Source organism: Rhodococcus qingshengii JCM 15477 (assembly GCF_023221595.1).
In the GTDB taxonomy this organism is placed as follows: domain Bacteria; phylum Actinomycetota; class Actinomycetes; order Mycobacteriales; family Mycobacteriaceae; genus Rhodococcus_F; species Rhodococcus_F qingshengii.
This window is the reverse complement of the sequence record NZ_CP096563.1, coordinates 3,141,572-3,166,685: the sequence shown is the minus strand read 5'-3', so window position 1 is coordinate 3,166,685 and position 25,114 is coordinate 3,141,572. Positions and strand designations below refer to the sequence as shown.

20 protein-coding genes are annotated in these 25,114 nt (G+C 63.8%); 17 read left to right on the top strand and 3 right to left on the bottom strand.

The window, feature by feature from the left end:
• The first annotated feature begins 69 nt into the window (after positions 1 to 69).
• Positions 70 to 1,485, top strand: a complete 1,416-nt coding sequence (locus M0639_RS14565; RefSeq protein WP_003944885.1) for an NAD(P)/FAD-dependent oxidoreductase — start codon at positions 70 to 72, stop codon at positions 1,483 to 1,485.
• Positions 1,486 to 1,568: 83 nt separating this feature from the next.
• Here M0639_RS14565 and M0639_RS14560 read toward each other — a convergent pair whose 3' ends face one another.
• Together M0639_RS14560 and M0639_RS14555 are read right to left on the bottom strand one after the other, a co-directional pair.
• Positions 1,569 to 1,997: a PaaI family thioesterase gene (locus M0639_RS14560; protein WP_003945020.1), complete on the bottom strand. Its 429-nt coding sequence runs from the start codon at positions 1,995 to 1,997 to the stop codon at positions 1,569 to 1,571.
• Between the two features lie 236 nt (positions 1,998 to 2,233).
• On the bottom strand, positions 2,234 to 3,016 hold the full coding sequence (locus M0639_RS14555) for a hypothetical protein (protein WP_064075303.1): 783 nt from the start codon (positions 3,014 to 3,016) through the stop codon (positions 2,234 to 2,236).
• Between the two features lie 202 nt (positions 3,017 to 3,218).
• Between M0639_RS14555 and M0639_RS14550 the strand changes: the two genes are divergently transcribed.
• Genes M0639_RS14550 through M0639_RS14540 form a run of 3 tightly spaced genes read left to right on the top strand, consistent with a single transcriptional unit; the run spans position 3,219 to position 6,615 of the window.
• Positions 3,219 to 4,679: a FecCD family ABC transporter permease gene (locus tag M0639_RS14550; RefSeq protein WP_073512408.1), complete on the top strand. Its 1,461-nt coding sequence runs from the start codon at positions 3,219 to 3,221 to the stop codon at positions 4,677 to 4,679.
• Positions 4,676 to 5,767, top strand: coding sequence for a FecCD family ABC transporter permease (locus M0639_RS14545; RefSeq protein ID WP_003944960.1), 1,092 nt, complete (start codon positions 4,676 to 4,678; stop codon positions 5,765 to 5,767). The genes M0639_RS14550 and M0639_RS14545 overlap by 4 nt, the downstream gene beginning before the upstream one ends.
• Positions 5,764 to 6,615 (top strand): ABC transporter ATP-binding protein, encoded by an 852-nt coding sequence (locus M0639_RS14540; RefSeq protein ID WP_064075304.1) that lies wholly within the window; start codon positions 5,764 to 5,766, stop codon positions 6,613 to 6,615. Before M0639_RS14545 ends, M0639_RS14540 begins: the two co-directional genes overlap by 4 nt.
• 10 nt (positions 6,616 to 6,625) lie before the next feature.
• Here M0639_RS14540 and M0639_RS14535 read toward each other — a convergent pair whose 3' ends face one another.
• Positions 6,626 to 9,199: a bifunctional lysylphosphatidylglycerol flippase/synthetase MprF gene (locus tag M0639_RS14535; RefSeq protein ID WP_064075305.1), complete on the bottom strand. Its 2,574-nt coding sequence runs from the start codon at positions 9,197 to 9,199 to the stop codon at positions 6,626 to 6,628.
• 191 nt (positions 9,200 to 9,390) lie between these two features.
• Here M0639_RS14535 and M0639_RS14530 point away from each other — a divergent pair, with 191 nt between their 5' ends.
• From M0639_RS14530 to M0639_RS14470, 13 genes are all read left to right on the top strand, one after another.
• On the top strand, positions 9,391 to 9,804 hold the full coding sequence (locus M0639_RS14530) for a BlaI/MecI/CopY family transcriptional regulator (RefSeq protein ID WP_003944876.1): 414 nt from the start codon (positions 9,391 to 9,393) through the stop codon (positions 9,802 to 9,804).
• A gap of 25 nt (positions 9,805 to 9,829) precedes the next feature.
• A complete protein-coding gene (locus M0639_RS14525) occupies positions 9,830 to 10,783 on the top strand; it encodes a M56 family metallopeptidase (RefSeq protein WP_007730909.1) in 954 nt (317 codons plus the stop codon).
• Positions 10,784 to 11,044: 261 nt separating this feature from the next.
• Positions 11,045 to 13,015, top strand: a complete 1,971-nt coding sequence (locus tag M0639_RS14520) for a DEAD/DEAH box helicase (protein WP_007730907.1) — start codon at positions 11,045 to 11,047, stop codon at positions 13,013 to 13,015.
• A 217-nt stretch (positions 13,016 to 13,232) separates the two neighbouring features.
• A complete protein-coding gene (gndA, locus tag M0639_RS14515; RefSeq protein ID WP_007730904.1) occupies positions 13,233 to 14,690 on the top strand; it encodes an NADP-dependent phosphogluconate dehydrogenase in 1,458 nt (485 codons plus the stop codon).
• A 62-nt stretch (positions 14,691 to 14,752) separates the two neighbouring features.
• Positions 14,753 to 16,255, top strand: coding sequence for a DEAD/DEAH box helicase (locus M0639_RS14510; protein WP_054827845.1), 1,503 nt, complete (start codon positions 14,753 to 14,755; stop codon positions 16,253 to 16,255).
• Positions 16,256 to 16,259: 4 nt separating this feature from the next.
• Positions 16,260 to 17,141, top strand: coding sequence for a DMT family transporter (locus M0639_RS14505; protein WP_064075306.1), 882 nt, complete (start codon positions 16,260 to 16,262; stop codon positions 17,139 to 17,141).
• Between the two features lie 3 nt (positions 17,142 to 17,144).
• On the top strand, positions 17,145 to 18,581 hold the full coding sequence (locus M0639_RS14500; protein WP_020969620.1) for a GuaB1 family IMP dehydrogenase-related protein: 1,437 nt from the start codon (positions 17,145 to 17,147) through the stop codon (positions 18,579 to 18,581).
• A gap of 311 nt (positions 18,582 to 18,892) precedes the next feature.
• Positions 18,893 to 20,275: a hemolysin family protein gene (locus M0639_RS14495; protein ID WP_003944847.1), complete on the top strand. Its 1,383-nt coding sequence runs from the start codon at positions 18,893 to 18,895 to the stop codon at positions 20,273 to 20,275.
• Complete coding sequence (locus tag M0639_RS14490) at positions 20,268 to 21,356, top strand: hemolysin family protein (protein ID WP_064075307.1); 1,089 nt, start codon at positions 20,268 to 20,270, stop codon at positions 21,354 to 21,356. Before M0639_RS14495 ends, M0639_RS14490 begins: the two co-directional genes overlap by 8 nt.
• A gap of 3 nt (positions 21,357 to 21,359) precedes the next feature.
• Complete coding sequence (locus M0639_RS14485) at positions 21,360 to 22,238, top strand: hypothetical protein (RefSeq protein WP_064075308.1); 879 nt, start codon at positions 21,360 to 21,362, stop codon at positions 22,236 to 22,238.
• A gap of 18 nt (positions 22,239 to 22,256) precedes the next feature.
• Entirely contained in the window at positions 22,257 to 23,570 is a 1,314-nt protein-coding gene (locus M0639_RS14480; RefSeq protein WP_064075309.1) for a CoA transferase, read from the top strand.
• A gap of 31 nt (positions 23,571 to 23,601) precedes the next feature.
• Positions 23,602 to 24,078, top strand: a complete 477-nt coding sequence (locus M0639_RS14475; RefSeq protein WP_007727816.1) for an OsmC family protein — start codon at positions 23,602 to 23,604, stop codon at positions 24,076 to 24,078.
• Positions 24,071 to 25,105, top strand: a complete 1,035-nt coding sequence (locus M0639_RS14470) for a nucleoside hydrolase (RefSeq protein ID WP_064075310.1) — start codon at positions 24,071 to 24,073, stop codon at positions 25,103 to 25,105. Before M0639_RS14475 ends, M0639_RS14470 begins: the two co-directional genes overlap by 8 nt.
• Positions 25,106 to 25,114: the final 9 nt, after the last annotated feature.

The window sequence follows — 25,114 nt, the reverse complement described above, 5'->3', positions numbered from 1 at the left end:
TGCTCGCAGAGAAGCTCGGCCGCGGTGGGACTACCGTAGGACTGTCGCCTAGAACTCGAGGAGTACGGAATGAGCATCCAGTCGGTTGAACCGCACCGCCACCGCGTAGTGGTGATTGGTTCCGGCTTCGGAGGATTGTTCGGCACTCAGGCTCTCAAAAAAGCCGATGCCGACATCACGATGATCGCGCGTACAACCCACCATCTGTTTCAGCCGCTCCTCTATCAGGTTGCGACCGGCATCCTCTCGGTCGGTGACATCGCTCCCGCCACGAGACTGGTGCTGCGCAAGCAGAAGAACGCACAGGTACTGCTCGGTGAGGTCGAGACCATTGATCTCGAGAATCAGACCGTGACCTCGCGCCTGCTCGAACGCGTCACTGTTACGCCGTTCGACAGTCTGATCGTGGCAGCCGGTGCCGGTCAGTCGTACTTCGGCAACGACCAGTTCGCGGAGTTCGCCCCCGGAATGAAAACGATCGACGACGCCCTCGAACTGCGCGGACGAATCCTCGGGGCCTTCGAACAGGCCGAACTGTCGGACGATCCCGCCGAGCGTGCGCGCTTGCTCACCTTCGTCGTTGTCGGCGCCGGCCCCACCGGCGTGGAGTTGGCCGGGCAGATCGCCGAGCTTTCCCGTCGAACGCTGGACGGCGCGTTCCGCAAGATCGATCCTCGTGAAGCGCGCGTCGTGCTCCTCGACGGCGCCCCTGCCGTGTTGCCCGTGTACGGCGGGAAGCTCAGCCGCAAGGCTGCCGAGACGCTCGAGAAGCTCGGCGTCGAGATCCAGCTCGACGCGATGGTCACCGACGTGGACAACGACGGTCTGATCATCAAGGAGAAGGACGGCACGCTTCGCCGTATCGAGTCGCAGTGCAAGGTGTGGTCCGCCGGCGTGCAGGCCAGCCCCCTCGGCAAGCAGCTCGCAGAACAGAGCGGCGGAGAAACCGACCGCGCTGGCCGCGTCATGGTCAATCCCGACTTGTCTCTGCCCGGGCACCCCAACGTCTTTGTCATCGGCGACATGATGTCGCTCGACAAGCTGCCCGGATTGGCTCAGGTTGCCATGCAGGGTGGCAAGTACGCGGCCAAGCAGATCAAAGCGTCACTGGACGGCAAGTCCCCGTCGGAACGAGTTCCGTTCAAGTACTTCGACAAGGGAAGTATGGCAACGATCTCGCGCTTCAGCGCGGTAGCCAAGGTGGGCAAGCTCGAGATCAGCGGCTTCATCGGGTGGGTTGCCTGGCTGGCAATTCACCTCCTCTACCTCGTCGGATTCCGTTCCCGTGCCTCGACGCTGTTGTCATGGGCGGTGACGTTCTTCGGGCGTGGCCGTGCTCAGATGGCGTCCACCGAGCAGCAGGTCTTCGCGCGAAACGCGATGGGCGAATTGGAGAAGAAAAACAAGGAAGCGACGGAGTCCGGCAGCGCTTCGAATGGCGAAGCCAAGAAGGCTGCCGGCAAGCAGCAGAAGGCCGCCGGCTGATCAACACCTGAGTGACCGGCGGAGGGCGGCTGTGGAGTTCAACTCCGCAGCCGCCCTCCGTCATTCGATCGACTGCCGCGTGGTCAGTTTCCGATCTTCGCCACCTCGGTGATGTTCGCGAGGCGAACCTGTCCCTTGGAAACGAGTCGGTCGTTCTCGTCGGTGATGCGAACTTCCCAGAGTTGCTGGGTGCGTCCGCGATGAATCGGGGTGGCTTCAGCGGTGAGAGTGCCCTCCCGCGTTGCGCGCAGGAAGTCCGTGTTGTTGTTGACTCCGACCACGTGTCCTCGCTCGCCCAGCCACACGGTGCCACCGACGCTGGCGAGAGACTCCACCACCGAGCAGTACACACCCCCGTGCTGTATCCCGGCGGGCTGGTGCAGCGTGGGCTTGACGGTCCATTGCGCCCGCACGCGATCTGGGCTCAGTTCGGTGTATTCCAGGCCGATGGTGGCGTCGAAGCCCGTTCCGAGCCGTTTCATCATCTCTGCGGTCTCAGCAGTGTCGACCATGCCATCTCCATCTGTGATTCTCTGGCGCCGGTGTGGCTGCCACTCCCTACCTGATTACACGAGAGGTAACTCGAGCTTGGAATCAGGTCTGGAAAAAGAACCGGCGGGTTTCACATCATTCGATGTGAAACCCGCCGTGGGAAGGACCGGGAGTCTCTGCAGCCCTCAGGACTCCGGCGCGGTCCGGCAGTTTCGTCACTCTCGCGGGATGTAACTCTCCGCGTGGTGTTCCACAATCATAGGCAAGGCTGACCTAATTTAGCAAGCCCTTCGTCGAACTGGTTCCAACGAGGACGCAGCGAGACCTTGCGGCGTGCACGCACGGGCAGCCCTGCGGCGACAAAAGCGTCCAGCAGCCCCTGCCCGCGGCGCTGAGCGGCTGATTCGCCCCCGCCGGCCAAGATGGGGACATATGCCGCTGCGCCCAGGATCGACTCCCCTACCAAGCCCCAGAATCTGAACTGGTCGACGGGCGCACACCTGGAGACGGCGTCGTAGATCGCCCGTAGCGAGGTCAGGCAACGGTGCGCGGTCCAGACGAGGAGCGCTTCTTCGCATGGCATGTCGACGACGCCGTCACTGCCGGACTCCCGTCCGTTCGGCGCAACTCGCAGAGTTTCGTCGATCACCCCGGCCCAGTCGATACCGCCGTCGCTGTCCATGTGGATGAACAGGTTCTCGAGGCCTGGATCCCAAGCGGCACCTGCGGAGACGATCGATGCGGCAACCCTACCGACCACAGCGTGAATCAGTGATGTTGCGACCTGTATCGCCGCAGCTTCGGCACTGTCGAGATCCTGGAGCGAGCGGGCGAACATCTGATGCACCCGATCCCCGCACAAGCCTTCACTCAACTGCCACCAACGCCGTTTGCCTTCACCTGACATGGCGGCAACCGCGTAGACGCGCGGGTAGTCAGGGTTGAGTGCTCGTAGGCGAACGCTGGTGCGGCTCAATGCGTTCGACCGGAGTTCGAATTCACGAACATCCGCATGCTGGGTGGTCAAGGTGATTGTCACCGTGCACTCCAATCGGCCGAAGTTGTCTTGTGGTTCTTAATGTAGGTTAGCCTCACCATAATTCAAGAGTAAAGAACTGTGACGCTGGGCACCGCATATTCACAGGAACTTGCCCCGCAGGGAGCACACCCACATAGGGTTCCGTAACCTAAGATGCGAATTCCCTGCGCACAAAGACCAGGAGCTCGAACCGCCAGTGACGATGATCAAACCGCTCGGGAACGGACATCCCCGAGGACCCAGCGAGACGTACGGACGGCGCATAGTGCCGCGCGGCCCGGCTCCTGTCCGAATGCGTGTTCTAGCTGGGATTTTCGACGCGGGGGTGTTCCTGCTTCCGTTGCTCGTCGGCTGGTACGTCGTTCAGTCGCTCCGAGACGAGAACGGTGGCGGCGAAGCCGACCGCGCAGTATTCGGTGGGACGGCAATAGCCATTGCCGTTGGTCTCCTCGTGTGGAACCTGGGATTCCGCGAAGGTGCCACAGGCCGGACCTCGGGAAAGGGATGGGTAGGTCTGGTCACGCGTGACGCGAAGACAAAGCAGCCCATCGGTGTTCGCCGGGCTCTGCGCAGGCCGTTCGATCGAACCGGTATCGAGGTGGTCCGTGAAAGCACGGCGCGCGAAGAAGGGTTCGAGGAACTCGCGCGCGACAACAGCGTCGGGGCAACTCGTCGACGCCGGCTGATCGGTCTCGCGGTGCTCACGGTTCTTCTCGCGCTCGTCATGCTCGCGAGCATCGCGGTGGGCGCACGTCCGCTGACGTTTGCCGAGATCTTCCACGCCATCTTCAGTTCGGACGGCACCCAGACGGACATCATCGTGCGAACGTTGCGCGCTCCGCGGACCATCCTGGGTCTTGTCGTCGGCATCGCACTCGGTATCGCCGGCGCCCTGATTCAGGGACACACGCGTAACCCGTTGGCAGATGCCGGACTACTCGGCCTCAACGCCGGCGCGGCTTTCTTCGTAGTCATGGCGATCTATCTCTTCGGCTTCACCGCACCGAGTCAGTACCTCTGGTTCGCGTTTGCAGGATCGTTCGTCGCCAGCATCGTCGTCTTCGGCTTGTCCTCCATCGGAAACGGCGGCGCGAGTCCTCTGAGTCTGGCTCTGGCGGGCGCGGCCGTCGCGTTCTTCCTGCAAGCCATGACCAACGCCGTGATAATCCTCGACCAGACGAGCCTGGACGCCTACCGTTTCTGGGTAGTCGGGTCGGTGTCCGGTCGCGGGTTCGACGTCCTCTGGCAGGTCCTCCCCTTCCTGATACTCGGATTGGTCATCGCCTTGGCAAGTACGCCTGGTCTCAATGTCCTCAGCCTGGGTGAAGACGTCGCAAAAGCGTTGGGAACGAACATCGCGTTCAGTCGCACACTCGGCATCATCGCGATCACCCTGCTGACCGGCGCCGCGACCGCAGCGTGTGGACCTATCGCGTTCATCGGATTGGTGGTCCCCCACGTGGCCCGGGCCATCACCGGACCCGACTACCGCTGGCTGGTCCCGTACGCGGGCTTGCTCGGTGCGGTCATGCTGATCACCGCGGACATCATCGGTCGCGTAGTCGTGCGCCCCGGCGAGTTGCAGGTCGGAATCATCCTGGCCCTCTTCGGCGCCCCGTTCTTCATCGCTCTCGTACGCCGCAGGAAGTTGGCAAGTCTGTGACGCTCAAGCAAGAACTCCGGGTACTCCCCCGGACCGTCCCCTCACGTAAGTCGATTCGTATCGGTGGATTCTCGCTGGTCTACCGTCCACTCGCAGTGTCGGTGTGCATTGCGCTCGCGGTCGCACTCTTCCTTCTGCTCTGCATCAACATCGGACGCGGCGACTATCCGATCTCGATCCCCGATGTCATTTCCGTCCTGCTCGGTAATGGAAGCAAGACACAGAACCTGATCGTCTTCGACCTCCGACTTCCTCGATCGCTCACCGCACTCTTCATCGGTATGGCACTCGGCATTGCCGGTGCGGTCACCCAGACGATCGCTCGCAACGCCCTCGCCAGCCCCGACATCCTCGGAATCACGGCCGGATCGAGTGCTGCCGCGGTTGCTCTCATCGTGCTCGGCGGTGGCGGGTCGTTCGTGGGACTGCTTGCCACACTGGGGATTCCGTTGGCTGCACTGTGTGGCGGTCTGCTGACAGCTGTGGTGATCTACGCCCTGGCATGGCGAAAAGGCGTCGAGGGATTCCGCCTCATCCTGATCGGCATCGGCATCAACGCCATGCTCGTGGCAGCGACGGGATGGCTTCTCATCTCGGCGGACATCAACGATGCTTCCCGCGCACAGGTGTGGCTCAACGGTTCGCTCAACGGTGCCACCTGGAATCAGATGTGGCCGGTAGCCATCGCTGTCGCGGTAGTCGGCGGCTACGCGGTGATCGCTTCGTTCACCATGGGAGCGCTGCGGTTGGGCGACGACAACGCCACCTCTCTCGGTGTTCGCTTGCAATCATCGCAGGCCAAACTGTTGCTCTCCGCCGTGGCGCTGGCCGCCATCGCAACCGCCGCAGCAGGTCCGGTCGGCTTTGTCGCCCTGGCTGCGCCACAGGTCGCTATGCGTCTGGTGCGCTCTGCCGGCCCGCCCATCGTGGCGTCCGCGCTGACCGGTGCTGTACTGGTGGTCGGCAGCGACGTCATCGCTCGAACAATTCTGCCTGTGGAACTCCCCGTCGGAATCGTGACTTCCGCACTTGGTGGTCCGTTCCTGCTCTACCTGTTGGTTCGTAACAATCGGAAGGTCACAGCATGACCACCATCGCCCAGTCCACCGATACTCCTTCGCGTCTCGTCGCCAAGAACCTGACGCTCGGGTACGGGGACCGCATCATCGTCGACGGACTCGATCTCGAGATCCCTACCGGCGTGATCACGACGGTCATCGGCCCCAATGGTTGCGGCAAGTCGACGCTCCTGCGTGCGCTCGGTCGTCTGCTCAAGCCCAAGGGCGGATCGGTTGTCCTGGACGGCAAGGCGATCAGTTCGATGAAGACCAAGGAAGTCGCACGGGTGCTCGGAATGCTCCCCCAGACTCCAGTTGCGCCCGAAGGACTCACCGTCGCCGATCTGGTCTCACGTGGGCGCCACCCGCACCAGTCGTGGATCAGGCAGTGGTCCGCGGACGACGAGGGCGAGGTCGCCGAAGCGCTGGAGCTGACCGGTGTCTCGGATCTCGCCGATCGACCTGTCGATCAATTGTCCGGCGGTCAGCGCCAGCGAGCCTGGATCTCGATGGCTCTCGCCCAGGGAACCGACATTCTGCTTCTCGACGAACCGACTACCTATCTGGACCTCGCGCACTCGATGGAAGTCCTCGACCTGGTGGATCAACTCCACGAGGAAATGGGGCGCACCGTGGTGATGGTGCTGCACGACCTCAATCTCGCGGTCAGATACAGCGATCATCTGATCGTGATGCGCGACGGCGCCGTCGTCGCTTCGGGCGTCCCCAAAGAGATCATTTCCGCGGAACTTCTGCTCGACGTATTCGGTCTCGAAGCTGCGGTCATCGACGATCCCGTCTCGGATCGGCCGCTGATCGTTCCGATCGGTACCCGGCACGTGTTCGGCGCCGTCGGCGGGCCGGCAAAGCCTGCGTGACGATCGCGAATCAGCGACCCAGAATCGTCCGAACAAGTTTGAATCCTTGACCGATCGTCACGGTCGGCAGGTACGCCCGTCCGACCGCGTTCCCGATGCTCGGCAACGCGGCTGGATCGGCGAAGGTCATGTGCATCGGCACGTACCGAGGCTGGAACTTCGATTTGAAGGCCAACAGCGAACGAAATCCGTAGACCGGTTCCAGGGTGCGACCGAGTAGGTCGAGCACGCTGTCCATCATCGCCGAGAAAGTCGTGGCCTCCGGTTCGTTCGCATTCCTCTCGGAATCACCGGCGATTGTTGCCAACGGTGCACCGGACAGACTGAGGAACTCGACGCCCTCCTCCTCCAATTTCAGTGCAGCGGAGGCGATGAGGAACTCCATCGCGGGACGGAATCCTTCGGAGCGTCGCCTCATGAAGTCGAGTGTCCACCCGACGACTTTGCCGTCGCGGTACACCGGTAGCCACGACGTGACACCGTGCACGGTGCGATCCTCGTCGACGGCGATCAGGCACCGCACTTGTTCGTCGTCGACCTCGTCGAGTCCGCCGAGGGTGAATCCCATCTCGGGCATCCCCTTGTCCGCCACCCATTCCTCCGAGATCGCAACTATCTGATCCTTGATCGTGAGAGGTGCATGAGGGAAGGAAATCCACTCGGCCGTGATCCCGGACTTCTTCGCCCGGTTCAGTGCTGTTCGCACATCCTGGAACCGCTTTCCTGTGAACGCGACCTGTCCGAGGTCGAGCACGGTTTCCTCGGCGACCTGCAGGCCGCTCCAGCCCATGGAATCAGTGATGCTTCGGGCGTCGTCGGTCACTGAATAGAAGCAGGGAATCCAACCGTTCGACGAAGCGAACTCGGCAAACTCCTCGATCGCCGTGCGCATGCGATCTGGAGGACCGACCGGATCACCGGTTGTGAGAGCAACACCGGCGATGACGCGATACGCGACGTAACTCGAACCGTCCGCGCTGAACCAGTATGTGTTTCCCTTCCACGTCGTCATCCAGGACAACGGGCTGCCGGTACCGGCGATCAACATGGATCGCGCTCGTTCGGCGGCTTTGGGATCGGCGGTCTTGACCGGCTTGAGGAAACTCACGAACACCAACACGGCGGCGACGCCCCAGAACACGACGCCGGTCCACTCGAAGAGCAACGTCGACTCGATGTCCACGGGAAGCAGACGCGGATCGATCAACTGCAGGTACACGGGCGGTACAAGGCGCTGAGGGAAGTCCGCGAGCAACATCGTTACGGTGGGCTCGCGATCGAACCCGTGCCTGGCGAGCATTCCGCCGCCGACGTAGATCACGGCGAGGACCGCGAGCAAGGTCACGATCGCAGCACCGAGACGTCGGTATGTCTTGGCCGGGGCCGCGACGTCGAAGTATCGACGTGTCGCGATCAGCAGGATCAGTACGAAGAGCGGTGTCAGGAACGGCACCAGAGTTCGGTACACGTTCGGATCGCTGATTCCGTAGAACAAGCTGTCACTGTCGACGGCGTCGACGAACCTGATGACGAAGTTCCCGATCGAGAGGACGAGTAGGACTACCTGAGCACACACTGTCGCAATCCAGGCGAATCTGCGGCCACGACGGAGCCCGTCACTCAACACGAGAACGAAGATCGACGGCATCAGCGAGAGCAGAGTCGGGCCGATACCGGAGAGTCTGAGCTCGAGGAGTCCTCGTCGGCAGTCCGGATCCGACGACGACTCCTCGCACAGTTCTCGAACCTCGGCGACAGTCCAGGGAACTCCGCGGAAGAGGTCACGGAGGACCGCGAGTGGGCCGACCGCCTGCGGGGACAATGCGGCGATCATCGGGCCGATCGCACTCGCCGCGACGACGATGGCGACCAGGACGCGACCCTCTCGCTGTGTCCCGGCGATGCGCTCACCGCGCGCCGATCGTCCGACGATCCACTGACCGATCACCAAACCCACCACAGCGGCAAAGAATCGGATGACGTCTTGCAGCTGACCACTGAACAAGGCCAAAGTGATCGTCAACGCCAAAGTTCCGACGCGAATGCGACGGCGCCACAGGGTGCCCATGTTCGAGCTGGCGGCCATCGCAGCGCCGACGATCCATGCACTGGCTCCGACCGCGGAGCCCACGTGGAGGCGGAATCCCCAACTGGAATCGAACACCTTCGCAAACGACGCCCAGCCGAGCCCGAGCAGGACTCCCAAGATTTGAGTGCTTGCGCCGGCGATCGCAAGCTTGATCGTTCCCATTCGGCGTTCGAGGGGTGCGGCGACTGCGATCAGGAGCACGGTCGCGCCGAGGTACCCGAGCAGGTTTCCTGCCCACAGCACGGACGTGAGCGGAGTCCAGATGCGGCCGTGCTGGATCGAGCCCATTCCGGCACCGATCGTGTGCTCGAGATCGCGGGACGGTCCGTGAACGAGGCTGCCGGTTGCGGCACCCACGATCCACATGGTGAGAAGTAGAACGACCGTCAACGGTGCGTCGCGAATGCCGAAACGGATGATGCCGGCAGCTTTCTGCGTGACTACCCGCGCCCGTGATGTCGATTCTTCGGTGCCCGGCGAACTGTCGATCGTCATCTACGTGCGGCTACTTTCTGCGGATCGACTGTTGGCTTGCAATTATCGGGCATCGTCATTGTCGGGACTTTCGTCGTCTCACACCACCGTAACCGTCACGCAGATCACTATGGCCAATACCACACCCCCACCGAGGTGGTTACTACTACCAGTAGTACGTATTTCGTCGTGGAAGTCCGTAGAATCGAAGAATGGCAGGTCTAGGTGAACTCGAACGCGCGGTGATGGATCATTTGTGGTCCACATCGGAACCGCAAACTGTGCGACAGGTGCATGAAGCACTCGCGACGCATCGCGAATTGGCGTACACGACGGTGATGACCGTTCTGCAGCGCCTGGCGAAGAAGCATCTGGTGATTCAGCAGCGTGACGATCGCGCACATCGCTATCTTCCCGTCAACAAGCGCGAAGAACTGGTCGCGAGTCTGATGGTCGACGCGCTGGCCCAGGCTCCGGAGTCCGGCGGTCGCGCTGCGGCGCTCGTCCACTTCGTGGGACAGGTCAATGCTGACGAAGCCGATGCTCTCCGCGAAGCGCTCGCTGCCCTCGAGGTGCGCGAGTCCGCGAAAAAGGCTGCGCAGCCCGGAATTTCTAGGCCGAACTGATTTCGTCGTGCATGATGTGTAGGACATGAACGCCACTACTGCACTGGTTTTCGGACTGCTTGCCTTGTTGCTGGCCGGTCCGGTTCCCGCACTCCTGAGCCGCTCCACGTGGCCTTACCGCGCTCCACGCGCGGCGTTGGTTCTGTGGCAAGCCGTCGCAATTGCTGCGGTGCTGTCGGCATTCAGCTCGGGCCTGGCCATTGCCAGCCAGCTGCTCGTTCCCGGCACTGACGGTAGGCCGACGACGGCCCCGACCGCCGAAATCGATGCACTCGGGCTCCCGCTGTGGATTCTGTACGTGGTTGTTTTTGCCCTGACGCTTCTGATCGGCGCGAAGCTGATCTTCTCGATCATCCAGGTCGCTGTGAGAACCCGACGTCGCCGTGCACGTCACCGCGTGTTGGTGGACCTTCTCGACGACTGCGCCATGCCCGCGTCGGTGGAACGCACACCCGATCTGCGGGTACTGGACGTCGACGAACCGATCGCATACTGCCTGCCAGGTCTGCGTCAACGCGTGGTTCTCAGTCAAGGCACTCTGCAGAACCTCGATCATGCCGAGGTCAAAGCCATCCTGACGCACGAGCGTTCCCACCTGCGAGCTCGTCACGATCTGGTCCTCGAGGCTTTCACTGCCGTCAACCACGCGTTCCCCCGTTTCGTTCGTAGCAAGTCGGCCCTGGGATCGGTGCAGCTACTGGTGGAGTTGCTCGCCGACGATTCAGCCGTGCGGGCTACCGGTCCCACTCCCCTCGCGCGGGCGCTTGTCGCGTGTGCCGGATCGACGGCACCCCGCGGGGCAATGGCAGCGGGCGGGCCGTCGACGCTCATCCGGGTGCAGCGCCTCTCGGCCGACGACGCAGATCCCCGCATCGCAGTTTTTGCGTATCTCGGGGCGGTCGCGATTCTCGTTGTTCCCACGGTTGCGGTTGCTGTGCCCTGGCTCACCGAACTTCGACTGCTTTTCAACGCATACTGAGTCTTGACCTGCGTAACCCCGTGTAGTAGTGCAGGTCACAGGCGGGGCTACCTGACTTCGGTGTCCCCGGTGGCGTAGAGTGGATCACGGCCACCATCGTGGTCCGTCAACATATAACGGCACACAGCCCAATTCCCCGCAGTATGCGTTCGGATTGCCAGGTGACATGTGCCCTGGCTCGTCCCTTTGCGAACTGTGTCGTGTATTTCAGCATGGCTTCTTCCGCTCCGCGACGTGCCCGTAGTCCGGAGAGGTTTCCGCGTGACCAACGCTGTCCAAATGTCGTCTTCCGAGAACATCGAAGACCCCACCGTCAACACCCCCGCTGCCGAAGAAGCAGTCGCCACCGAGCCGGGTATCACCTTCGCCGAGATCGGCCTGCCCGAGCAGCTTGTTGCCGCATTGGCGCGCAACTCCATCACCGTCCCGTCCCCCATCCAGGCGCAGTCCATCCCGGACGCGCTCGCCGGAACCAACGTTCTCGGCCGCGCACAGACCGGATCGGGCAAGACCCTCGCCTTCGGCCTGCCGATGCTGACCCGCCTCTCACGCCACGAAGATCGCCCGGCCGCCAAGCGTCCCCGCGCACTCGTGCTCGTCCCCACCCGTGAGCTTGCTTTCCAGGTGGTCGACTCCCTCAACTCCTACGCCGGAGCACTCGGACTCACGGTTCGCCCCGCTGTCGGTGGAACGCCGTTCGCCAAGCAGGTCGATCAGCTTCGCCGCGGCGTAGACGTCCTCGTCGCAACGCCGGGTCGTCTCGGCGACCACCTGCGTCAGGGCACCTGCATCCTCGACTCGGTGGAAATCACCGCACTCGACGAAGCCGATCAGATGGCGGACATGGGCTTTCTGCCCGAGGTTCGCTCGATCCTCGGTGAGACCCCCGCAGACGGACAGCGTCTGCTGTTCTCGGCAACCCTCGACCGTGAGGTCCAGTCGCTGGTTCGTCAGTTCCTGGCCAACCACGTCACCCACTCCACCGAAGACGGCCGCGCAAGCGTCGACACGATGGAGCACTACGTTCTCCTCGTCGATCGTGGACAGAAGGATTCCGTTCTCGCCGAGATCGGTGCCCGCGACGGACGCACCATCATGTTCGCCCGCACCAAGCTCGGTTGCGAGGGAATCACCGACCGCCTCCGCGCAGTCGGCATCGCTGCCGAGTCGCTTCACGGCGGCAAGGCACAGAACCAGCGCACCCGCGTCCTCGAGCGTTTCAAGAACGGCCGCACCCCGGTCCTCGTCGCAACGGACGTCGCAGCACGCGGCATCCACGTCGACGGCATCGACCTCGTCGTTCACGTCGATCCCCCGGCCGACCACAAGGACTACCTGCACCGCGCTGGTCGTACCGCTCGCGCCGGCGAGAAGGGCACCGTTGTCGCCATCGTGCTGCCCAACCAGAAGCGTCAGTTCAAGCGTCTGACCGGTATGGCCGGCGTCAATGCCGCAGCCGTTGCCGTCACCCCGGGTTCTGCTGAACTTGCTCGCATCACCGGCGCCAAGAAGCCGACCGGAGAACCGTTGCGCGAGAGCTCTTCTCGTGGCGAGCGTTCCTTCGGTGATCGTGGTGGAAGCCGTGGCGGCTACCAGGGCAACCGCTCGTCCGGTGGATACCAGGGCAATCGTTCTTCGGGTGGCTACCAGGGCAACCGCGACGGCGAGAGCCGCGGCGGATACCAGGGTGATCGCTCCAGTGGTGGTTACCAGGGCAACCGCGACAGCCGCCCCTCGACCGGATACCAAGGAAACCGCTCCTCGGGTGGCTACCAGGGCAACCGCGACGGCGAGAGCCGCGGCGGATACCAGGGCAACCGCTCGTCCGGTGGTGGATACCAGGGTGATCGCTCCAGCGGTGGTTACCAGGGCAACCGTGACAGCCGTCCGTCCTACGGAGACCGCGACAGCCGCCCGTCGACGGGTTACCAGGGCAACCGCTCTTCGGGCGGATACCAGGGAAGCCGCGACGGCGAGAGCCGCGGCGGATACCAGGGCAACCGCTCGTCCGGTGGTGGATACCAGGGCAACCGCGACAACAACCGCTCGTACGGCGATCGCGACAGCCGCCCCTCGACCGGCTACCAGGGCAACCGCTCCTCCGGTGGATACCAGGGAAACCGCGAAGGCGGCGACAACCGTGCAGCCTCGACCAGCGGTGGCGGCTTCCGCAGCCGCACCGACCGTCGTAGCTATGACGGATTCGACGGCCCGAAGCGCGATCAGCGGTAATACCTGCGCTGAGCTGCGGCTCGACAACTGAACACTGAGAACCTTCCGGCTGTGCCGGAAGCTGTATCGAGACGGATGCAGGTCACTGCAATTAAAGTGATCTGCATCCGTGTTTTGTATGCACGGTCTGATGTTCACGCGCGTCGCGGCCGCACCGTTTTCGGCTGCGCACAGCGCAGGATTTCACAGCCGCGGACCGAGAGGGAAAGCTGTAAGCATGTCAACCACTAGCACCGAATCACCCCGAGCTCAGATCGGCGTCACCGGCCTGGCCGTCATGGGTTCGAATATTGCCCGCAATTTCGCCCGCCACGGTCACACCGTTGCCCTGCACAACCGCAGCATCGCGAAGACCGATGCCCTGATCGCCGAGCATGGTTCCGAGGGCGATTTCGTGCGCACCGAGACCGTCGAGGAGTTTGTTGCCGCACTTCAGAAGCCGCGACGCGTCCTGATCATGGTCAAGGCGGGCGCCCCGACCGATGCTGTCATCGAAGAGCTCGCAAACGCCATGGAGCCCGGCGACATCATCATCGACGGTGGCAACTCGCTCTACACCGACACGATCCGTCGTGAAGCGGCGATCCGCGCCCGCGGACTGCACTTCGTCGGCGCCGGTATCTCCGGTGGCGAAGAAGGCGCACTCAACGGTCCGTCGATCATGCCGGGCGGCCCGAAGGAGTCCTACGAGGCTCTCGGCCCGCTTCTCGAGTCCATCTCCGCTCACGTCGACGGCACCCCGTGCTGCACGCACATCGGCCCCGACGGCAGCGGTCACTTCGTCAAGATGGTGCACAACGGCATCGAGTACGCCGACATGCAGCTCATCGGCGAGGCGTACAACCTCTTCCGCGACGCTCTGGGCTACGACGCCGGTCAGGTTGCCGACGTCTTCACCGAGTGGAACAAGGGCACCCTCGAGTCCTACCTGATCGAGATCACCGCCGAGGTGCTCCGCCAGGTCGACGCCGAGACCGGCAAGCCTTTGGTCGACGTCATCGTCGACGCTGCCGAGCAGAAGGGCACGGGCCGCTGGACGGTCAAGTCCGCTCTGGATCTGGGCGTGCCGGTCACCGGCATCGCCGAGGCCGTGTTTGCTCGCGCACTGTCCGGTAGCCGCAATCAGCGCGCCGCAGCTCAGGCGCAGGGTCTGGCTGCCGGCTCTCTCGGCGACAAGCCTGCTGACGCCGAGCAGTTTGCCGCCGACATCCAGGCCGCGCTGTACGCGTCGAAGATCGTGGCGTACGCGCAGGGCTTCGATCAGATCGCTGCCGGCAGCGCCGAGTACGACTGGAACCTCAAGCCTGCCGACCTGGCGACGATCTGGCGCGGTGGCTGCATCATCCGTGCGCAGTTCCTCAACCGCATCAAGGACGCGTTCGACGCCGATCCGAGCCTGCCGAGTTTGATTCTGGCGCCGTACTTCCGCGAGGCCATCGAGGCAGGCATCGACAGCTGGCGCCGCGTGGTCGCCACCGCGACGATGCTCGGCATTCCGGTACCTGCGTTCGCGTCCTCGCTGTCGTACTACGACGGTCTCCGCGCGGAGCGTCTGCCGGCCGCCCTGACTCAGGGTCAGCGCGACTTCTTCGGCGCGCACACCTACGAGCGCATCGACAAGCCGGGCAAGTTCCACACACTGTGGAGCGGTGACCGCAGCGAAATCGAGGCCTGATTCACAGCGGGTATCGGTAGATGCGGTCATCTGCGTCTACCGATACCCGGTAGCCTGGACAAATGCAGGAATCGACGATCGACTCGCCCACCTCGACCGAAGGGCGTTCGTTCGTCGACCTCGGAATCCCCGCCGTGATGGTGCACGCGTTGCGCCGAAGCGGCATCGATGCCCCCTTCCCCATTCAGTCGGCAACCATCCCCGATGTTCTTGCCGGTCGGGATGTACTCGGGCGCGGTGCGACGGGTTCCGGAAAGACTCTGGCCTTCGGGCTTCCGATGCTGGTGCGCCTCAAGGGTGGGGCGAGCAAGCGGAATCGTCCGCGCGGTTTGGTGCTCGCTCCCACCCGTGAGCTGGCGATCCAGATCCACAAGGCACTCGACGACGCCGCTACCGAGATCGGTTTGCGTGTGGCAAATGCGGTCGGGGGCGTTCCGATCAAGCGTCAGGCCGACATCCTTGCCCGCGGCGTCGATCTGCTGATCGCGACCCCCGGGCGCCTACTCGACCTACTCGACCAGAAGTCGGTGATTCTCGACGACGTCGTGATCACGACCATCGACGAAGCCGACCACATGGCAGACATGGGTTTCATCGACGAGGTTGCGAAGATTCTCGACACGACTCCGAAAGACGGTCAGCGTCTTCTCTTTTCGGCGACACTCGACGGCAAGGTCGACGATCTGGTCGCGGGTTACCTGCGCAATCCGGCGTCGCACTCGACTGCTCCCCCGGTTGCGACCGTCTCGACCATGGAGCATCACCTGCTTTTCGTCGACCACGACGACAAGAGATCCGTTGTCGCACATATCGCTTCGCGCGCGGGGCGGACCATCATGTTCGTCAAGACCAAGCACGGTGTGGATCGTCTTGCGCAGCAACTGCATTTGATCGGCGTCTCGGCCGGGGCTCTGCACGGCGGCAAGACGCAGAACAATCGGACCAAGACCCTCGCGTCGTTCTCCGACGGGACAACACCGGTCCTGGTCGCCACCGATGTCGCCGCGCGCGGAATCCATGTCGACGACGTGACGCTCGTCGTTCACGTCGATCCCCCGGCCGAGGCGAAGGACTACCTGCACCGGGCCGGCCGCACGGCACGCGCCGGGGAATCAGGCGTCGTCGTCACCATCGTCACCGACGAAGAACGTGATTCGGTCGAGAAGTTGACCAAGCAGGCAGGCATCAAGGTTCACGGTGTGCGGGTTCGTCCTGACGATCTTGAACTCACGCGCATCACCGGTGCGATGGAGCCGACGGGAATTCCGGTCGAGGCTCCCGATACGACGGTTGCCGTCAAGCACACCGCCAAGCGTGGCCGTCAGGAACACGACACTGCAGGCCGGACCGCTGCCGGAGGCCGGATGAAGAAGGACGGCGACAAGCGCGCCGCCTCCTCGCGGCGCGTCACCGATCCGAAGAGTGTGAAGAAGATCCGTGCGGACGGCACTCCGGTCCCGACCCGTTCGGAGCGTCTGGCGTCCAAGGGCTTGACCCCACGTCGCGGCGCACCCGGCGCAGGAAAGCCGTCTGCCGGAAATCGGGCGGGCAAGCGCGCACACTGAGGGAATGGGTGATCTTCCACTGATCTCGGTTCTCTGCGCACTTCTCGCTGCACTGCTCTTCGCGTGCGCTTCGGTCGCTCAGCAACGGGCGGCGTCCGCGGTTCCCGAGGGCGAGGCGTTGGTGGCGTCGTTGATTCGCAGTCCTCGGTGGTGGGCCGGGTTGATCGGTGACGGCGGCGGGTACGTCATGCAGGCCGTTGCACTGTCGTTGGGTTCGGTGTTGGTGGTGCAGCCGCTGATCGTGACCTCGTTGCTGTTCGCGCTGCCTCTCTCGGCCAAATTCTCGGGAATCCGCATCACCCGTTCCGCGTGGTCACTGGCGATCATGCTCGCGATTTCCTTGGCGATCTTCCTCGTCGTCGGCGATCCCACCGAGGGAGACAGCAATGCTCCATGGTCGGATTGGGCTGTGCCCCTGACGATTACGGTCGCAGTGGCCGTGGCCGCAACTGTCGGCGGCTTGTCCAAACTCGACGGCGGCTGGCGCGCACTGCTTCTCGGCTCTGCGGCAGGAATCTTCTACGGCGTCGCCGTCGCATTCACCAAGTACGTCACCGACCTACTCGGCCACGGCGTCGTCGGGGTGATTTCGGCATGGCAGACGTGGGCGCTGATCGCCTCGGGCGCAATCGGGGTCTACCTGCAACAGCGCGCGTTCCAGGTCGGGCCGCTGTCGGCGTCGCTACCCGCCCTGACGATCGGCGAGCCGATCGCGGCCATCTTCCTGGGGATGACAGTGCTCGACGAACGCCTCCGCGTCGACGGTCCCGGAATTGTTCTCATCGGGTGCGCCGTCGCCGTCATGATCATGACCACGATCGCCCTTTCCCGCTCACAAGCGCGCGATACCGAGGGCGCTACGGCGGAATCGACGGTAGGCTCGTGAAACGTGCAGTTCCTCGAAGGGCAACGCCCCCCATACGACCTGACCTACGACGACGTCTTCCTCGTCCCTAACCGGACCGAGGTCACCTCTCGGTTCGACGTCGATCTCAATTCTTCCGACGGATCCGGAACGACCATTCCCGTCGTGGTCGCCAATATGACCGCAGTCGCCGGCCGCCGCATGGCGGAGACTGTCGCCCGCCGCGGCGGACTGGTCATCATTCCGCAGGACGTCCCCACCGAAGCTGTCGCCGAGACCGTGGCGTTCGTCAAGAGCCGCCACCTCGTCGCCGATACGCCGGTCACGCTGAGTCCGGACGACGCCGTCTCCGATGCGCTGGCGCTGCTTCCCAAGCGCGCTCACGGCGCGGTCGTGGTGGTCGAGGACGGTAAGCCTCTCGGTGTCGTCACGGAGGCTGCCTGCGCGGATGTCGATCGGTTCACTCGCCTCCGTACCGTCGCGATCACCGACTTCGTCACGGCCCCGGTCACCGCCACACCGCGTGAGGTCTTCGAACTGCTCGAAACCAAGCACGATCCGCTGGCGGTCATCGTCAACGAAGACGGGACTCTTGCCGGCGTCCTCACCCGCACCGGCGCGATCCGTGCCGGCATCTACGACCCCGCAGTCGACGAGCGCGGCGCACTCCGGGTCGCTGCGGCGGTCGGTGTGAACGGTGACGTGGGCGCCAAGGCCAAGGCACTCGTCGACGCCGGTGCCGACGTGATCGTCGTGGACACGGCTCACGGTCACCAGCAGAGAATGATCGATGCACTCACCACCCTCAAGGCGCTCGATCTCGGCGTCCCGTTGGTCGCAGGCAACGTGGTCTCCGCACAGGGAACCCGTGATCTGATCGCCGCAGGCGCGGACATCGTCAAGGTCGGCGTCGGACCCGGAGCCATGTGCACGACTCGCATGATGACCGGCGTCGGACGCCCGCAGTTTTCGGCCGTCGCGGAATGTGCTGCAGCGGCACGTGAGCTCGGCAAGCACGTCTGGGCCGACGGCGGCGTTCGCCACCCCCGCGACGTTGCACTCGCCCTCGCGGCGGGCGCGTCGAACGTCATGATCGGCTCGTGGTTCGCCGGCACGTACGAGTCCCCCGGCGACCTCAAGGTCGATCAGGCGGGCAACGCGTACAAGGAGAGCTTCGGTATGGCCTCCAAGCGCGCTGTTGCCGCTCGCACAGCCACCGAAACGGCATTCGATCGCGCCCGTAAGGGATTGTTCGAGGAAGGCATCTCCAGTTCGCGGATGCGTCTCGATCCCGAGCGCCCCGGAGTCGAGGACCTGATCGATCAGATCTGTTCCGGCGTGCGCAGTACCTGCACGTACGCGGGTGCGCGCTCTCTCGAAGAGCTGCACGAGAAGGCCGTTCTGGGCGTGCAGTCCGCCGCCGGATTTGCCGAAGGACGGCCGCTTCCGTCTGGTTGGTGAACCACGTTCTGTGACTGTCGGCGGGTGCTCGGGTCCCTACTCCCGGGCACCCGCCGGTATCATTGGATCCGTAAACAGAAAACAAAACTCGGTCGGGTGCCCTTCGGCGACCCGACCGAGCCCGCTACAGCCGAGAACTACTCGGCTCTGACGAAAGGAACCCGGTGCCCGAGGCACCCACACACTTACCCGGCGCTACACCCGTCGTTTTATCCGAGGAATCTTCTGATTCCGCCGGTTCGGAGGGCTCCTCTAGCGAGCCGGGAGACAAACCCGGCGGCCCCCGTGCACATCTCAGGTGGCGATGACACATGGACATCGTTTTCACCATTCTCAGCCTGGTCGGCTTCATCGCGCTGACTGCAGGCACCGCCCTCTTCGTGGCGGCCGAATTCTCACTGACCGCGCTCGAACGCAGCACCGTCGACGAAGCTGCTCGTGGCGGCGACCGACGCTCGCGGCAGGTTCAACACGCGCACAAGACTCTTTCGTTCCAGCTCTCCGGCGCTCAGCTGGGCATCACGATCACAACCCTGATCACCGGTTACCTGGCCGAGCCGGTCCTGGCACGGTTCATCACACCGGTCACGAAGGCCGTCGGGCTCAGTGAATCCGCTGCCTCGACAACGTCTTTGATCCTGGCTCTCGTGATCGCGACCTCGTTCTCCATGATCTTCGGTGAGCTCGTACCGAAGAACCTCGCAATCTCCAAGCCGATGCCCACCGCCCGCGCGACTGCGGGCCTGCAAGCAGGGTTCTCGCTGATCTTCCGGTGGGCCATCAACGGCCTCAACGGAACCGCCAACTGGATCGTGCGACGCCTGGGCATCGAACCCGCGGAGGAATTGCGCTCCGCGCGATCACCGCAGGAACTCGGGTCCCTCGTGCGGACGTCCGCGCAGCGCGGCTCCATCGACAAGGGCACGGCGATGCTCGTCGACCGTTCACTGCAGTTCGGTGACCGCACGGCAGAAGAGCTGATGACTCCGCGAGTGAAGATCGAATCGCTGGAACTCTCGGACACCGTCGCAGACCTGATCGTGACGGCGTCGCGGACCGGCTATTCGCGCTTCCCGGTCGTTCGCGGCGATCTCGACGACACGGTCGGCGTCGTACACATCAAGCACGCGTTCACCGTTCCGGCCGAGCGCAGGCGCACGACGCGCGTCGACAGTCTGGCTCAACGTGTTCCCGTCGTGCCGTCGAGCCTGGACGGAGACACCGTCATGGAGCGGATCCGCTCCGACGGCATGCAGGTTGCGCTCGTCGTCGACGAGTACGGCGGAACTGCCGGCATCGTCACGATGGAAGACCTCATCGAGGAAATCGTCGGCGATGTGCGCGACGAACACGACGAACCCGAACTCGACGTACAGCGCGTCGGCGACGGATGGTCGTGCTCCGGTCTCCTGCGCATCGACGAGGTCACTTCGGCTACCGGGTACACCGCTCCCGAAGGCGACTACGACACGCTCGGCGGCTTGGTGCTCACCGAACTGGGCCGCATCCCCGACGAGGGTGACGAGGTGGAATTGCCCGACGTCGACTCGTCCGGTGATTCGCGCGGAAAGTGGATTGCACGAGTGACCGGCATGGACGGCCGCCGTATCGACCGGGTGACCATCACGCCGGTCCCCGCTTACGTCGAACCCGAATCCGCAGACGACAGCAAGAAGGAGTCCGACGATGAATAACCTCTTCGGTGTACTCCTCACCGTCGTGCTGCTCGCCGGCAATGCATTCTTCGTCGGTGCGGAGTTCGCACTGATCTCCGCACGACGTGACCGCCTCGAAGCACTGGTCGCGCAAGGCAAGAAGCGGGCGCTCACAGTCATCAAGGCCGGTGAGAACCTCTCGCTCATGCTTGCGGCGGCTCAGCTGGGCATCACGATCTGCTCGATCCTCCTCGGTAAGGTCGCCGAGCCCGCCATTGCGCACCTCCTCGAGGTGCCGATGGAAGCCGTCGGCCTGCCCGACGGATTGCTGCACCCGATCTCGTTTGCCATCGCGCTGTCGCTCGTCGTCGTGCTGCACATCCTGCTCGGCGAGATGGTGCCCAAGAACATCGCGTTGGCCGGCCCCGAGAAGACGGCCATGCTGCTCGTTCCCGCGCATCTGGCATTCATCAAGATCGCTCGCCCGATCATCGCGTTCTACAACCTGTGCGCGAACGGAGTGCTCAAGCTCCTGCGCGTCGAACCCAAGGACGAACTCGACGTCACGGTCTCGGCGGTGGAGTTGTCCGCGATGATCGGTGAATCGCGATCCGAAGGTCTGATCGACGCCGAAGAACACCGGCGGTTGAAGCAGGCACTCGAATCGACCGACCGGACCGTCTCCGAGGTCCTGATCACTCTCGACAAGGTGCGGACCATTCCCCTCACACCGTCGGGAACAACACTGGGTGAGATCGAGCGTGCGGTCATCGAGACCGGATACTCGCGTTACCCGGTGCGAGCGAGCGACGGATCGCTGGCTGGGTACGTGCACCTCAAGGACGTGCTCGACGAGGTGCTCGACGAGGCCGCTGGACCGGACACCGTCGTTCCGACGTCGGATATCCGGCCGCTGCCCATCGTTCCGCTCAGCACACCGCTGGCCGAAGCGTTGGCCGGCCTTCGTCGGGCCAGCTCGCACCTCGGCGCTGTCACGGACGCTGACGGAGTGGTGATCGGTATCGTCGCGCTCGAGGATCTCCTCGAGGAGTACGTCGGAACGGTCCGCGATGGCACGCATCGCGGCACGGATGCTGTTCCCGGACAAAGAAACAGCTGATCGATGACACGTTCGGTGCATTCACTCGCACTCGCGCAGAGCGAGTGGACGGCTCGGCGGGCACTTCACCTCGAGGAGGTGGAGAAGCTCGTCGAGCCGCACCGAGCGCGTCGTAGCGCCGGTATCTCTCACCCGGTGCACGACTTCCTCTTCACGTACTACAACTTCAAACCCGCTCAACTGCGCCGCTGGCACCCCGGGTACGGAGTCGCGCTCGAGAACGCCGCCGAATACGCAGCCTTCTCCGGCTACCGCGTCGACGATTCGGGTACCGCGACGGTTGAGGCCTCAGTGCTGGAGCGTCGGCGTCACACAGTCGAATTCGTGTGGAATCTGTTGAATCAGACGTCTGCGCGGCCCGCTGTGCTGGGTTGCTTCGGCCTCCACGAATGGGCGATGGTCTATCGCGGCGGCGAGGACGCAATCCGTCACCAGTCGGTGCCGCTGCGACTCGGGTTCGCCGGTACCGACGCGGTCGTCGAATCCCTGCCACTCAAATGCACGCACTACGACGCGTTCCGGTTCTTCACACCGGACGCGGCCCCCAAGAACTCGCTCCCGCTTGCACGCGAAACTCAGATCGATCACGAACAGCCGGGCTGCCTGCACGCCGGTATGGACCTGTACAAGTGGAGCTTCAAATTGTTGCCACTCGTCGATTCCGACCTGGTGATGCGGTGCTTCGAACACGCGCTCCTGGCCCGTGAACTCGACATGCGCGCGAGCCCATACGACCTCGCCGAGTACGGGTACTCCCCCATTCGTATCGAAACTCCCGCGGGCCGCGCCGAATACGTGCGTCAGCAACAACAGTTGGCGGATCGTGCTGCGCCGCTCCGCGATACGCTGGCAGAGAAGTGCCGGGAGCTTCTCGGCCACTGAACTGCCGAAAGGCGTCGCATGGATCACGGGTACGGGTTCTATCTCGACGAATACCAGCGTGACGTCGGGGTGCACAGCGACGACCGACGCGGGCACATCGAATGCCCGGACTCGGCGGGTTCCCTTGCGGCGCACTTGCCGGTGTTCGACCTCGCTGCGGGCTCGGTAGCGGCGTTCGCCTCGGCGATTCATCGGTCAACCGGCCCGGGCGACGGATACTGGACCCTCGATCCCGAGCGCATCGCCGCGTCCTTCTCGAGCGATCGACTGTTCCGGATCGGCGGCGAGCCGATCAACGGGTTCTCCGAGCACTCGGGGTTCTTTGCCGCCCGCGACGGTTGGGTCCGCACGCACGGCAACTATCCGCACCATCGCGACCGCCTGATCGCCGTCCTCGCGCTCGATCATGGATCACCCAAAGATGCAGTGGCGCAACGGATATCCGAACTCAGCGCCATCGAGATCGAGCAGCAGGCCGCCGAGATCGGAGCCATCGCGGTCCGTGTTCGTACCGAGACCGAGTGGCGCCTGAGTGAGCAGTGCGCAGCTGCGAGGTCTGCGCCTCTGGTATCCATCCGAGCACGCGACGAGGGAAAACCCCGCACGCATCCGACGCGCCCACGCGTTCTCGACCTGACCCGCGTCATCGCCGGTCCGGTCGCGACGCGTGCCCTGGCGTTGGTCGGCGCTGACGTTCTGCGGATCGATCCCCCGGCGATCCCCGAGATCGGATGGCAGCACCTCGACAGTGGACAGGGCAAGCGGTCGGCGCTTCTCGACCTGAAATCCTCGGCGGGAGCGGCAGCGTTCCGAGAACTCCTCGAAACCGCAGACGTACTGGTCACCGGCTACCGGCCGGGTGCACTCGAAGCGCTCATCGGGCAGGATCTTCCCGCCCACCTGATTCACGGGCGCGTCAGCGCATGGGGATGGGAAGGTCCGTGGGCGAATCGCCGCGGCTTCGACAGCATCGTGCAGGCCGCGTCCGGCATTTCGTTCCTCGAGGGTGGTGAGAACCCTGGCGCACTTCCGGCGCAGGCACTCGACCACTCGACCGGATACTTCCTGGCAGCGGGGATCCTCGACGCGTTGACACTGCGCTCGCACGACGGCCGTGGCCGCGACGTCGACGTGTCGCTGGCAAGCACAGGCGCTCGTCTTCTCGACGCACCCGGCCGAACCGCCCATCCTGGTCTGCCGACGGCTCCCGGCCTGAATGTTGTTGTCAACCATGCCGACGTGACCACCGCACGACCCGCGCTGGCAGAGTTCGAGGACTACCCCGAACCAGCCCATCCGTGGGGATCGGATCGCGCGGAGTGGGCACGCTGAGGGACCGGCACATTCAGGGCAAGATGGACCTGTGAAGTCACATACCTACACACTCGACCTTCAGTGGACGGGCGATCTGGGAACCGGAACGTCCAGCACGCAGGGATATTCGCGCAATCATGCAATATCCGCGGTCGGAAAGCCGGAACTTCTCGGCAGCTCCGATCCCTCGTTCCGCGGTGACGCGCAGCGATGGAACCCCGAGGAACTGCTCGTTGCCTCCCTCGCCCAGTGCCACATGCTCTGGTACCTCGGGCTGGCAGCTGCCGCTGGGGTCGTCGTTCTCGACTACAGCGATCAGCCGGTCGGCAGCATGATCGAGGAATCCGATGGCGGCGGCCAGTTCATCGAAGTGACGTTGAATCCGACGGTGTTGGTCGCGGAGGCGTCGATGGTCGAGAAGGCCCAGGAGCTTCACGGCCCCGCACACACGAAGTGCTTCATCGCTCGGTCGGTGAACTTCCCCGTCCTGCATTCCCCGACGATCCTGGTGGCCACCGATGAGTGACATGCACAAACTCATCGTCGACGTCGACACCGGTATCGACGACTCGTTGGCGCTTCTCTATCTCCTTGCCAGCCCCGAAGCCGAGATACTGGGGATTGCGAGCACCGCCGGCAACGTTCCGGTGGAACAGGTCGCGGCCAACAACTTGAACTGGCTTGCGCTCTGCGGCGCCCCGGACATCGAGGTTGCACTCGGCGCCCGCGAGCCATTGGTCATACCGTTGCGCACCACCGAGGAGACTCACGGTCCGCAAGGAATCGGCCATGCGGTCCTCCCCGATTCGGGTCGCAAGCGCTCGGTCCGAACCGCCACCGACCTCTGGGTGGATCTCGTCCGGGAGTACCCCGGACAACTCACCGGGCTGGTGACGGGGCCGCTCACCAACCTGGCCTTGGCGATCAGACGTGAACCCGATCTGCCGTCTCTGCTGAAGCGACTGGTAGTGATGGGTGGGTCGTTCAACTATCCGGGCAACACGACGCCGACCGCGGAGTGGAACGTCTCGGTGGATCCGCACGCCGCCAAGGAGGTGTTCGACGCGTTCTCCGTCGTACCCGCGCACCGGCGCCCGATCATCTGCGGCCTCAACGTCACCGAATCCATCGAGATGTTCCCCGAACATGTGCGTCGGCTCGCCGAAGCTGCCGGGAGCACCCCGGAAGAGATCATCTCGCCTGACGACGGTCCCGACGTCCGCAGTTCCGCGTCCAACAGCGTGATCAGGCATATGTCCGACGCAATCCGGTTCTACATGGAATTCCATCGTGAATACGACCAGGGATTTCTTGCTCACATGCATGATCCCTTCGCTGCTGCCGTCGCGCTCGATCCGAGCCTGGCGACGCTGAAACCGGCAACGGTAGATGTCGAAACCGAGAGTCCACTGCTGATCGGAACGACGGTCGCGGACTGGGTCGGGCACTGGCAGCGTAAGCCCAACGCGGATATCGCGGTCAGAACCGATCCGGCGGAATTCTTCGATCGACTTGTCCACCGAGTGGGAAATTACGCCCGCGTCGTGGGTTGACCGAGCCGG